Here is a 12,883-nt window from a genome sequence, read left to right as displayed (position 1 = left end):
TCATGACCATCACCACCCTGAAACTGCGGGGCGACGCCGCCGCACTGCCGCCCGGCGCAGCGCCGGACGCCCACGCGCACGCGCACGACGCCGCCCACGACCACGCCCATCACGCCCACCAGACGGAATCCACCCTCAAGCTGGGGTTCTGGATCTACCTGATGAGCGATTGCCTGATCTTCGCGTCGCTGTTTGCCACGTTCGGCGTGCTGCTAAACGGCACGGCGGGCGGCCCCACGGGCCGCGAACTGTTCGACCTGCGCTTCGTGCTGGGCGAGACCATGCTGCTGCTGACCAGCAGCCTGACTTTCGGCGTGGCGATGGTGAAGCTGCACGAAGGCCGCGACGGCCAGGGCAACCCGCAGGCCGTGATCCGCTGGCTGGTACTGACCTTCGCGCTGGGCGCGGCCTTCGTCTGCATGGAGGTCTACGAATTCCGCGAACTGCTGCACGAAGGCGCGGGCCCGAACCGCAGCGCCTACCTGTCGGCGTTCTTCATGCTGGTGGGCACGCACGGCCTGCACGTCAGCGCCGGGCTGCTGTGGATCATCGTGATGGTCAACCAGGTGCAGGTGTTCGGGCTCGACGCCGTGGTGCGCCGCCGCCTGGCCTGCCTGAGCCTGTTCTGGCATTTCCTGGACCTGGTGTGGATCTTCGTGTTCACGGTCGTCTATCTGCGGGAGTTCCTCTGATGTCCCATCCACAACACGCCCACGCCCACGGCAGCCTGCGCAGCAATCTGATCGGCTATGCGCTGTCGCTGGTGCTGACCTTCCTGTCGTTCGGTGCGGTGATGGGCCGGGTGCTGCCGCCGCGCGCGGGCCTGGCGCTGATCGTGGCGCTGTGCGTCACCCAGTTGCTGGTGCAGCTGGTGTTCTTCCTGCACCTGGGGCCGCGCAAGGGCCAGCGCGGCAACACGGCGATCTTCGCGTGCACGGTGTTCCTGATCGCCATTGTCGTGTCGGGATCGCTATGGGTCATGCACAACGCCAACCTGAACATGATGCCGATGCAGTCCGTGCCAGCCGGGGCCGGCGCGGGCCGTTGAGGCATCTGTAGCCGGACTCGGGCTGGGGCCGGTTTCTTGACAGGACAGACGTGCCCTGCGCACGGTCTGTCCTTTTTTGCGTTCCGCGTCAGCCGGGGCGGCGGCGCAGCGGCGCATCGGCCGGATCAGGCCGGCGGAGCGCCTTCCTTGAACAGGGTCTTGAGCTGCGAACGCAGCTCGGGGGTGTCCTGGTGCTGATGCACCTGGACGGCGTGCTGCACCGCGGCTTCCAGCAGTTCGTCCTCGGTGTCGGCGCTCAGTGCGACCGTACAGTTGGTATCACTGGGATAGTCGCGGCAATCAATGTATTTGCGTCCCATGGCAGGCCTCCTGGCGCGCATGGAGGGCGCGCCTGATCCAGTATAGGGCGCGGGGTGATTGCGCGGACGCCTGCAGCCATCGGCAAATCGGGCTACCCTGTCGGCCTTCAACCTGTTTGTCCCCTACCCGCCCACTGGAAGAAAGCCATGACTCAATCACTCCGGATCGACTTTGTCTCGGATATCGCCTGCCCGTGGTGCGCCATCGGGCTGTCGTCGCTGATGCAGGCCGTCGAGCGCACGCGCGACGTGGTGGATGCCGAGGTCGTCATGCACCCGTTCGAGCTCAATCCGCAGATGGGGCCGGAAGGCGAGCCGGTGCTGGACTACATCGCCCGCAAGTACGGCCGTACGCCGGAACAGATCGCCGAGACCCAGAAGATGATCCGCGAGCGCGGCGCCAGCGTGGGCTTCACGTTCGGCCCGCGCAACTTCATCTACAACACGTTCGATGCCCACCGCCTGCTGCAGTGGGCGGCCACGCAGGGCAAGCAGCTGCCGCTGAAGCAGGCGCTGCTGCAGGCCTATCACGGCGACAGCAAGGACCCGAGCAACCACGACGTGCTGATCGAGGCCGTGCAGTCGGTGGGCCTGGACCCCGCCGAGGCCCGCAAGGTGCTGGACAGCGATGCCTATGCCGACGAAGTCCGTGACGAGGAGCGCGAATACCAGGGCATGGGCATCCAGTCGGTGCCGTCGGTGATCTTCAACAACCGCTACCTGGTGACGGGCGGCCAGCCCGTCGAGGCGTTCGAGCAGGCCATCCGCGAGATCGCCAGGGAAGCCAGCGAGAAGAGCACCCAGGGCGGCTGAGCCCGATCCTCAGAAGTGGTGGCGCATGCCGATCATCGCGCCCACCCGCGTACTGCGGCTGACATCGGTCACCGGGGTGCCGGCCCAGTATTCGGTCTCGCGCCCCACGGTGCCGCCGCGCGCATGCACGACATCGGTCTCCAGGTACACGCTGGTGCGCTTGGAGAACGCATAGTCGGCCACGAAGGCCACGCTGTCGGCATTGCCGCCACCCAGGTGCACCGGCGTGTCCTGGAACTGCGTGGTCACGTCGCCTGACTGCTGGTAGCGGTAGTAGGCGCCAGACAGGTGCAGCGCCTGCGTCGCCTGGTATCCCAGCCCGACGAACGAGATGTTGTAGCGCGCACCGCTGGCCGATTCGCGCCGACCCATGTGGCCGGCGTAGCCCGTGGCCTTGCCGATCGTGTAAGAGCCGCCCACCGAATAGTTGCGCACCGTATTGCTGCCGTCGTCGCTGCGGCGCTGATCATAGGCCACGCCCAGCGCCAGCGGCCCCTGGCTGTACTTCACGCCGCCACCGAGCGTGGTGCCATGGTTCATGCTGCCCGGCTGCTCGCCGGCGCCGTAGTCCAGCTGCACCGAAAACGGCCCCACCGTACGCTGGTAGACCACGCTGTTGTTGATGCGGTAGTCCTGGAAGAAGATGTCGCCGCCGATGTAGAGCGGATCGGACCAGAAATTTCCCCAGCCCTGGTCCAGCGGATCGAAGGCCCAGCCGATGTTGTTCAGCGCGTTGTACTGCCGGCCGAACGTAAGGCTGCCCCAGTCGCCGCTCAGGCCCACCCAGGCCTGGCGGCCAAAGAAGCTGTTGTAGGCCGCCTGGCCGGTATCGCTGCCGAAGCCCGATTCGAGCTGGAAGATTGCATGATTGCCGCCGCCAAGGTCTTCGGAGCCCTTCAGGCCGAAACGGCTGCCCACCATGCCGCCCGATACCAGCGCCACCTGATCGTGATGGTGGGCGTCGATATTCGACGTATAGCGCACCGCCGAGCTGACGACGCCATACAGGGTCACGCCGGGGTCGGCGTATGCAACACAAGGCAACAGCCCGGCCGCTAGCAGCCAAAGGCTGGCTGGTTTCTTCACGAATTGTCCTCCGGAATACGGATCCGCCCGGCGCGCGCGAGCGTCGGGAAGAGTCGGTTCAGGCAACTACCTGAGGGGGTCCAGTCCCGCGCGGCAGCCCTTCTGGCGAAGGCGCACGGGGCGTTATCCGGGTTGCGGCCGCCAGATGCTGCCAGCGGCGCAGGGCCCGGATCGAGGGTCGAAGTCAGAAGGCGAATGCTGCGGGCAAGGCGCAGGCAAGCCAGGGGCGGGCGCAAGGCCCTGAGAAATATCCGATTTCCGCCGCACCACTTCGACAATGGCGATGGCCGGTGTGCCTGAAAGGCATCAAACGGCCGAGCCCGTAGCGACGGAAGGGCCGTAGTTTACAGCATGGCGCGTTGACGGCTCAAATGTAGCGTTTGCGGCATATCATCGATCAGGCCGGGCGCGCGGCATCGCGGGGGCTTGCCGAAGATCCATCGCGGATTTTCGAAATCCTTCCATGTCGGATCTGCCGCCGCCCCGGTAGCCTTTGCGTCGAAGGCCCCTTTGGCCTTTGGCATCGCGGTCTGACCCCTCGACCGCGTATCCCGTTCCCACCCCCAGGCCGGTCCGTCGCGGCTCGGGGGTTTTTTTCGAGTGGCCGCTTTCTTTTAAGAAATCGGCTATCCCTTGAGCCCATGCTCGATCGCGTAGTCGAACAACTCGGCCTCGTTCTTCACGCCAATCTTGCGCATGGCACTGTGTTTCTGCGTGCTGACGGTGTTGATGCTGCGGTTCAGGTGGCGGGCAATGTCCGAGGTGGTCATGCCGCCTACATAGAGCCGCAGCACCTCGATCTCGCGCGGACTGAGCCGGCCGATGGCAAGGGCTTCCGGGCTTGCCGTGCCGAGCTTGGCCAGTGCCTGCCTGACCGATGGACTCAAATGCTCGCGACCCTGGAAGGCGGCAATGACGGCATTGGACAGCTCCTGCATGCCGTCGCGCTTGTTCAGCAACGACAGCGCCCCGGCCTTGCGCATGCAGCCGAGCAGGGCGGGATTCTCCAGCATGGTCAGCACCACGATCCGCACCTTCGGAAACCGCGTGCGAATGGAATGCAGCAGTGCAAGTCCGTCCGGCGCATTTTCACAGGGCATCGAGAAATCGGTTATCAGCACATCGCATTCGATGCGTGCCAGCTTTTCCAGCAGCATTTGCGGATTGGCCGCTTCGGCCACCACACGGAAGCCAAGCCGCTTGCCCAGCATTTCGCGCAGGCCGAACACAATGAACGGATGATCGTCAGCCAGCATGACGCGAATGGTGGTCATAGTGCGATTCCCCGGAATGTCCCGGTGTGATTTGGCCTGGCGACAACGCGCCATCCGCCAATTGCATGGAGTGGCCGGCTACTGCTAGCGCCGATATATCGCCGCAAGTATTCGATCTCTCAGATCGCGACTTTCAAGTCTCGGCGTGCGAGGCCACTGCCCAGACAGCGCAAATTAGAGCGTAGATTTTCTGCATCCCGTGCAGGATGGAAAAACTTCCATTTCCGTTTCCCGCTGAATCGGATCGCCCGATCCGTGCGCCATATCCAGAAATGGCTGACTGCGAAAAGGCAATCTGACGAGTCTGCTGAATAGACAGATATCCGCCTATGGAACTAACTCGAATTTGGCGCAGTGCAGTGGCATTTGGCCGAATTTCGTCGAATTACGATCTATCTTCTGCGCCTTGCACTTTGAGCAAGGCCCGCACGACGACATTGTTTTCCGCGCAATACCGAACTTTAGGAATTCTGCGATTACGCAGCGAAGCCGTCTTCCATACGATCCGAAGCGAGGAATCGCAAAAAGGCGTTCTGGCGAATACGCCAGAAGGTCATGGACGCGGCAACCACCACACCAGTGCGCCCGCGGTCCCGAATCCCGGAAACGAGACATCGCAGAGCTTGCCTGCCGGGCATCGCCATGGCGATGCCGACCGCAATGCCTGCGCTCTCATCCGTCACCGCGCCGCGCGGGACGGATGCCGTGCAATCAATTTTTAGGATCAGTCCATGAACAAGAATCGGTATCGTCGCGTATTCAGCAAGCGTCTCGGCATGCTGGTGGCCGTTGCGGAGAACGTGAAGAGCCAGGGCAAGCGCCCGGGCGAGGGGGGTGGCGACGCGAATGGTGCCCAGTTTGGCGTGGTATCCGCGATGACCTCCATCGCGCTGGCCATGCTGATTCTGGAGTCCGGCCCGGCCTTCGCACAGGCCCTGCCGACCAACGGCAACGTGGTGGCCGGCCAGGGCACGATTTCCCAGCCGAACGGCAACACCATGCATATCGATCAGGGCAGCCAGCGCACCGTGATCGACTGGAACACCTTCAACATCGGCAAGGGCAACACCGTCCAGTTCAACCAGCCCAACGCCCAGGCGCAGGCGCTCAACCGCGTGACCGGCGGGGTGCCGTCCAACATCCAGGGTTCCCTGCTGGCCAACGGCCAGGTGCTGATCCAGAACGCCAACGGCGTGCTGTTCGGCCGGGGCGCGGTGGTCAACGTGGGCTCGCTGCTGGCCACTACCAAGTCCATCGATGCCAACGCCTTCATGGCGGGCAACCCGCTGGCGCTGAGCGCAACGGGCAAGCAGGCAGGGGTCATCAACGAGGGCGACATCAACGCCGCCGGCTTTGTCACGCTGATCGGCGATCAGGTTCGCAATAGCGGTTCGATCAATGCCGGTGCTGGCGGGCAGGTCGTGCTGGCGGCTGGCGACAGCGCCACGTTCGCGCTGAACAACGGCCAGGGCATCTCGGTAACGCTGACTAACGCCACCGCCAATGCGCTGGTGGAAAACAGCGGCAACATCCGCGCGCAGGACGGCACGGTGCTGTTGACCGCGCGCGGCAAGGACACGCTGCTCAAGACGGTGGTGAACCTGAGCGGCGTGGTGCGCGCCGGCACGGTGGTGGCAGATGCGGGCAAAACCGGCGACGTGACGATGACCGGCGCCATTGATGCGTCCAGCACGGCGGCAGGCGGCAAGGGCGGCACCGTGGTGCTGTCCGGGGACCGTGTGGGCCTGTTCGGCAATGCATCGATCGATGTGAAGGGCGACGCAGCGGGCGGCAAGGTGGTGCTGGGCGGCGACAGCCTGGGCAAGCTGGCCGGCACGGACGCGGCCAGGCTGCTGCAGGACGGCGTGGCGTTCGCCAACTTCACGCAGGTGGATAGCGGCGCGCGCGTTGACGCTGGCGCGCTCAATGGCGATGGCGGTTTCGTTGAAACGTCGGGCCACAAGCTCAACGTGCAAGGCACGGTAACCGCTGCGGCACCGAACGGCAAATCCGGCCACTGGCTGATCGACCCGACCGACATCACGATCGGCACGGGTGCCGATGCCGGCTATAACGGCAACCTGTCCGGCGGTTTCGACGCGGGCACCAACAACACGGCAACGGTCCGCAACACCTCGATCAACAACGCGCTGAACAACGGTACGGACGTCACGATCACCACCGCCAGTTCGGGCACGGCTACCGGAAATATCACGCAGCAAGGCGGTGCGGATATCAGCAAGACGGCTGGCGGCGCAGCCAACCTGACCTTGGCCGCCAACGGCAGCATCACGCTGAACGGGAATATCACCTCGACGTCCAATCAGCTGAATCTGAATCTGACGGCCGCGATGGGAGGCTCGAACGGACTGGTCCGGCAGAACGGCGGTACCACCATCGATCTGAACGGCGGGGATATCCGGGTATCGGGTAACACGACGGGCGGGACGGCCGACGCCGTGTATTTCGATGGCAATTTATCGGTCGGCAGTGGCGAGATCACCGGCAACGCAAATGCTGGCGCTGGTGTCGTTTTCTGGGGGGGGGCGAATACCACCAAGACCGGGGCAGGAACGCTGAATATTACTGGTACTTCGGTCGATGCCCATGGCGTGATCATTGGGAGCACGCTGTATGCAAACACGGCCGATTTTGCAGTGCTCGGTGGGACACTGAATGTGCGCGGCACATCTCAAAACGGCTTCGGTATCGACCATTTGGTTAGGATGAATATCGACGGTGCCGATGTTTCATTTGAAGGCCATTCCACGAATCTGGCGGGCATCTCTTCGGGGTACAACGTGGACACCGGGCTTTACTACCGGGCCGGGCAAGCTTTTCAGGTGACCAATGGTGGGTCATTGAGTTTGAACGGCAGTTCCGTTGTGGGCCAAGGCGTCTACGCCTACGCCACGGATATCAACGTATCCGAAGGGTCCAGGCTGAATATCCGGGGTGCAACGCAAGGGCAGCAGGCGGGGGTCGAGTGGATGCGGCCCCTTGTCGAGGATGATGGGGGATATATCCGGGCTACAGGCAACGCATCAATCAATATCCATGGCAGCAGTGCCAACGGTACTGGCGCTCACATCGAAAGAGTAAGTTTGTCCGGTGACAACGTCGGGATGAACATTACTGGAACCAGCGGCAATGGTTCGGGCGTATATGTACGTGATCTCAACGCCACAGGAAATGTAGGGCTGAATATCAGCGGCACGAGCACCAATGGTGTGGGCGCAGATGTGCTCGATCTCAACGTCACGGGAAACGCAGCGCTGAATATCAGCGGCACTTCCACGAATGATGCGGGTGCCCGGATTGGCAACGTCAATGCCGCAGGCAACGCCACGCTAATTGTGCAAGGAACTGGTCGTGAGGGGGGGGTCTACACCTCGGGCGAGCATCTGTTTTCGGGAAGCGCCACGTTTGATATTCAAGGCAACGGTGGGAATCGGCAGGGCGTCCACTATGGCGCAAATCTGAACATATCCGACGGGGCGCGTGGGAATGTGTCGGGCAATTCTTCCGGTTACACTGGGGTCTGGATGTACGCCAATCTTGGGATATCAGGGAACGGCTCGCTGAATATCGAAGGAAATTCCGGATCGTCCTATGGCGTTTTTCTGCAAGGCGGCAACGGTACAACGGCTGAATCGTTGTCGGGCAACGGTAGCTTAAATATAACCGGTACGACTGGTGGCGCAAATGTCGCGGGGATTTCGATCGGGACAGTAATCAATGTCGGTGGCAACGGTAAACTCGATCTTAATGGCACGGCGACTGGAGGAGGCACTGGAGTCGAGGAGTTCTATAGGCCTGGGCGAGTCCCGACGGGATTAAATATCACAGGGAATGGTACGGCAAACGTCCGGGGGACGTCGGTTGACGGTAATGGAGTCAATCTCAGTGGAAGAAATACCGTTGGTGATGGCGGGTCTTTGTCGATTAGCGGTGAATCGCAAAATGGCTCCGGCATCGTGCAGCCTGGAGGGGACATCTTTGGCATCGATGTAGCACAAAACGGATCGATAAACATCCGCGGTAATTCTGCTAATGGTGCCGGTGTGGATCTGGGCTCGGGGGCCAATATTGGGGGCAATGGCTCATCGAATATTTCCGGAAGTTCGGTCAATGGCGACGGCGTCAGGCAGGGCGGTGAAATAGATATTGGTGGAAACGGTTCATCCGTTATTAGCGGAAATTCGTCGGAGGGTGATGGCGTATACCTCGGCGGAAATATCGGTATTTCCGATAATGGCACGAGCAATATTACTGGATACTCAGCAAACGGTACCGGGATTAGGGTGGCTGGCAATGGCTCCGTGAGCACTGGCGGAAATGGCTCGACGAATATCACAGGCAACTCGACCAACGGCTCGGGCGTCGATAACGGCGGTGGCATCAACACCGACGGCAACGGCTCGACCAATGTCACGGGCGGATCGACCAATGGCACCGGTGTCAATAACGGCAATGGCTCGATCAATACCGGTGGTAATGGTTCGACTAACATTTCCGGCAACAGCACGGGTGGCCCTGGCGTAGATAACGGCAACGGCACCATCAACACGACCGGAAACGGTTCGACCAACGTGTCGGGCAACTCCACAAACGGCTCGGGGGTCGATAACGGCGGCGGCATCCATACCGACGGCAACGGCTCGACCAACGTCTCGGGTAACTCGACAAACGGTACTGGCGTTGATAACGGCAATGGCACGATTGATACCCAGGGCAATGGCTCGACCAATATCTCGGGCAACTCGACCAATGGCGCGGGGGTTGGTAACGGCAATGGCTCGATCAACACGGGCGGCAATGGGTCGACCAATGTCACCGGCAATTCCACCAATGGTTCTGGCGTAGACAACGGCGGCGGCATCAATACCGACGGCAACGGTTCGACCAACGTCACGGGTGGATCGACCAATGGCACGGGCGTCAATAATGGCAATGGCACGATTGATACCCAGGGCAATGGTTCGACCAATGTCACGGGCACTTCGACCAATGGCACCGGCATCGATAATGGTAATGGCTCGATCAACACGGGCGGTAACGGCTCGACCAATATTTCCGGCAACAGCGCGGGTGGCCCTGGCGTAGATAACGGCAACGGCACTATCAACACGACCGGAAACGGTTCGACCAACGTGTCGGGCAACTCGACCAATGGCTCGGGGGTCGATAACGGCGGCGGCATCAATACCGACGGCAACGGCTCGACCAACGTCTCGGGTAACTCGACAAACGGTACTGGCGTTGATAACGGCAATGGCACGATTGATACCCAGGGCAACGGCTCGACGAATATCTCGGGCAATTCGACCAATGGCGCGGGGGTTGGCAACGGCAACGGCTCGATCAACACGGGCGGCAATGGGTCGACCAGTGTCACCGGCAATTCCACCAATGGTTCTGGCGTAGACAACGGCGGCGGCATCAACACCGAGGGCAACGGTTCGACCAATGTCACCGGTGGCTCGACCAATGGCACGGGTGTCGGTAATGGCAACGGCACGATCAACACAGGAGGTAATGGCTCGACCAATATCTCGGGCAATGCCACCAACGGTACCGGCGTCGATAACGGTAACGGGTCGATTCACACCGATGGCAATGGCTCGACCAACATCTCCGGTAACACCACGGACGGTACTGGCGTAGATAACGGTAATGGGACGATCGATACGACCGACAACGGCACGACCAACGTGTCGGGCAACTCGACGAACGGTACCGGCATCCATAACGGCAACGGCTCGATCAACACGGGCGGCAATGGCTCGACCAATGTCACCGGCAATTCGACCAATGGTTCGGGCGTAGACAACGGTGGCGGCATCAATACCGACGGCAACGGCTCGACCAACGTTACCGGTGGATCGACTAATGGCACGGGTGTCAATAACGGCAATGGCACGATCGACACCCAGGGCAATGGTTCGACTAATATCTCGGGTAACTCGACCGGCGGCCCGGGCGTAGATAACGGCAATGGCACCATCAACACAGGTGGCAACGGCTCGACCAATATCTCGGGTAACTCGACCAATGGTGTGGGCGTCGGTAACGGCAACGGCTCGATCAACACCGGCGGCAATGGCTCGACCAATGTCACCGGCAATTCGACCAATAGTTCGGGCGTAGACAACGGCGGCGGCATCAATACCGACGGCAATGGCTCGACCAACGTCACGGGCGGCTCGACCAACGGCACCGGCGTCGATAACGGCAATGGCTCCATCAATACGGCCGGCAATGGCTCGACCAATGTCTCGGGTAACTCGACCAACGGCACCGGCGTCAACAACGGCAATGGTTCGATCAACACCGACGGCAACGGATCGGCCAATATCTCCGGTAATACGACGGACGGAACCGGCGTCAACAACGGAAATGGCACGATCAACACGGGTGGAAACGGCTCGACGAATATCTCGGGTAACACCACCAATGGCACCGGCGTTGATAACGGCAACGGGACGATTGACACCCAGGGTAACGGTTCGATCAACGTCTCTGGCAATTCGACCAACGGCACGGGCGTCAACAACGGTAACGGCACCATCAATACCGGAGGAAATGGTTCGACCAACGTCACAGGCGATTCCGGTAATGGCACGGGTGTCGATAACGGCAATGGCACCATCAACACCGGTGGCAACGGCTCGACCAATATCTCGGGTAACTCGACCGGCGGCCCGGGCGTAGACAATGGCAACGGTACGATCAATACCGGTGGCAATGGGTCAACCAATGTCTCTGGCAACTCGACCAACGGCACCGGCGTAGACAACGGCAACGGTTCGATCAACACGGACGGTAACGGCTCGACCAACGTCTCGGGTAACTCCACGAACGGTACTGGCGTTGATAACGGCAACGGCACCATCAATACCGGAGGTAATGGCTCGACCAATATCTCGGGCAACACCACGAATGGCACCGGCGTCAACAACGGCAACGGCACCATCAATACCGGTGGAAATGGTTCGACCAACGTCACAGGCGATTCCGGCAACGGCACCGGCGTCGATAACGGCAATGGCACCATCAACACCGGTGGCAACGGCTCGACCAATATCTCGGGTAACTCGACCGGCGGCCCGGGCGTAGACAATGGCAACGGTACGATCAATACCGGTGGCAATGGGTCAACCAATGTCTCTGGCAACTCGACCAACGGCACCGGCGTAGACAACGGCAACGGTTCGATCAACACGGACGGTAACGGCTCGACCAACGTCTCGGGTAACTCCACGAACGGTACTGGCGTTGATAACGGCAACGGCACCATCAATACCGGAGGTAATGGCTCGACCAATATCTCGGGCAACACCACGAACGGCACCGGCGTCAACAACGGTAACGGCTCGATCAACACGGGCGGCAATGGCTCGACCAACGTGTCCGGCAATACGACGGACGGCACCGGTGTCGATAACGGCAACGGCACCATCAATACCGGAGGTAATGGCTCGACCAATATCTCGGGCAACTCGACGAACGGCACCGGCGTCAATAACGGCAACGGTACGATCAATACGGGCGGCAACGGGTCGGCCAACATCTCCGGCAATACGACGGACGGCACCGGTGTCGATAACGGCAACGGCACCATCAACACCGGTGGCAACGGCTCCACGAACATCTCGGGCAATACCACCAACGGTACCGGCGTAGATAACGGTAATGGCTCGATCACTACCGACGGCAACGGCTCGACCAACGTCTCGGGTAACTCGACCAATGGCACTGGCGTCAACAACGGTAACGGCACCATCAACACCGGTGGTAATGGCTCGACGAATATCTCGGGCAATACGACCGATGGTACTGGGGTCGATAACGGCAACGGCACCATCAATACTGGCGGCAATGGCTCGACCAACGTTTCGGGTAACTCGACGAACGGCACCGGCGTCAACAACGGCAACGGCGCCATCAACACCGGCGGCAATGGCTCGACGAATATCTCGGGTGGTTCCGGCAACAGCACCGGGGTGGATAACGGTAACGGCACCATCAACACCGGCGGAAATGGCTCGACAAACATTTCCGGGAATTCCACCAACGGAACGGGTGTCGACAATGGAAACGGATCGATTACCACCGACGGTAACGGTTCCACCAACATCTCCGGCAATACGACGGACGGCACCGGCGTCGATAACGGCAACGGCACCATCAACACCAGTGGCAACGGCTCGACGAACATCTCGGGCAATACCACCAACGGTACCGGCGTAGATAACGGTAATGGCTCGATCACTACAGACGGCAACGGCTCGACCAACGTCTCGGGTAACTCGACCAATGGCACCGGCGTCAACAACGGT

Annotated in this window: 7 protein-coding genes; 4 read left to right on the top strand and 3 right to left on the bottom strand. The window is 61.2% G+C overall.

What is annotated here, in order from left to right; translation table 11 throughout:
- Positions 1-2 precede the first annotated feature (2 nt).
- Together cyoC and cyoD are read left to right on the top strand one after the other, a co-directional pair.
- Positions 3-692, top strand: a complete 690-nt coding sequence (gene cyoC / locus AC3G88_RS28110; RefSeq protein ID WP_488774183.1) for a cytochrome o ubiquinol oxidase subunit III — start codon at positions 3-5, stop codon at positions 690-692.
- A complete protein-coding gene (gene cyoD, locus AC3G88_RS28105) occupies positions 692-1,048 on the top strand; it encodes a cytochrome o ubiquinol oxidase subunit IV (protein ID WP_488774184.1) in 357 nt (118 codons plus the stop codon). The genes cyoC and cyoD overlap by 1 nt, the downstream gene beginning before the upstream one ends.
- 125 nt (positions 1,049-1,173) lie before the next feature.
- Here the strand turns inward: cyoD and AC3G88_RS28100 are convergent, their stop codons facing one another.
- Positions 1,174-1,368 carry a DUF1059 domain-containing protein gene (locus tag AC3G88_RS28100; RefSeq protein ID WP_029051378.1) on the bottom strand — a complete coding sequence of 65 codons (195 nt, stop codon included), beginning with the start codon at positions 1,366-1,368 and terminating at the stop codon, positions 1,174-1,176.
- A 147-nt stretch (positions 1,369-1,515) separates the two neighbouring features.
- Here AC3G88_RS28100 and AC3G88_RS28095 point away from each other — a divergent pair, with 147 nt between their 5' ends.
- Positions 1,516-2,181 carry a DsbA family oxidoreductase gene (locus AC3G88_RS28095; RefSeq protein ID WP_488774185.1) on the top strand — a complete coding sequence of 222 codons (666 nt, stop codon included), beginning with the start codon at positions 1,516-1,518 and terminating at the stop codon, positions 2,179-2,181.
- Between the two features lie 9 nt (positions 2,182-2,190).
- On the opposite strand, the gene AC3G88_RS28090 is transcribed toward AC3G88_RS28095, so the two are convergent.
- Together AC3G88_RS28090 and AC3G88_RS28085 are read right to left on the bottom strand one after the other, a co-directional pair.
- Positions 2,191-3,267, bottom strand: a complete 1,077-nt coding sequence (locus AC3G88_RS28090) for a porin (RefSeq protein ID WP_488774186.1) — start codon at positions 3,265-3,267, stop codon at positions 2,191-2,193.
- A 626-nt stretch (positions 3,268-3,893) separates the two neighbouring features.
- On the bottom strand, positions 3,894-4,541 hold the full coding sequence (locus tag AC3G88_RS28085; protein ID WP_488774187.1) for a response regulator: 648 nt from the start codon (positions 4,539-4,541) through the stop codon (positions 3,894-3,896).
- A 731-nt stretch (positions 4,542-5,272) separates the two neighbouring features.
- Here AC3G88_RS28085 and AC3G88_RS28080 point away from each other — a divergent pair.
- Positions 5,273-12,883 (top strand): ESPR-type extended signal peptide-containing protein (locus AC3G88_RS28080; protein ID WP_488894359.1); only part of this gene is annotated, 7,611 nt, incomplete at its 3' end.

Source organism: Cupriavidus sp. 86D6, assembly GCF_057815095.1.
The sequence above is the reverse complement of the archived record's forward strand: the minus strand, read 5'-3'. Positions and strand labels throughout refer to the sequence as shown.

Bases quoted from the DNA above. Each gene is read 5' to 3' on its own strand.
- cyoC (WP_488774183.1), top strand. From the start codon at position 3: ATGACCATCACCACCCTGAAACTGCGGGGCGACGCCGCCGCACTGCCG.
- cyoD (WP_488774184.1), top strand. From the start codon at position 692: ATGTCCCATCCACAACACGCCCACGCCCACGGCAGCCTGCGCAGCAAT.
- AC3G88_RS28100 (WP_029051378.1), bottom strand. From the start codon at position 1,368: ATGGGACGCAAATACATTGATTGCCGCGACTATCCCAGTGATACCAAC.
- AC3G88_RS28095 (WP_488774185.1), top strand. From the start codon at position 1,516: ATGACTCAATCACTCCGGATCGACTTTGTCTCGGATATCGCCTGCCCG.
- AC3G88_RS28085 (WP_488774187.1), bottom strand. From the start codon at position 4,541: ATGACCACCATTCGCGTCATGCTGGCTGACGATCATCCGTTCATTGTG.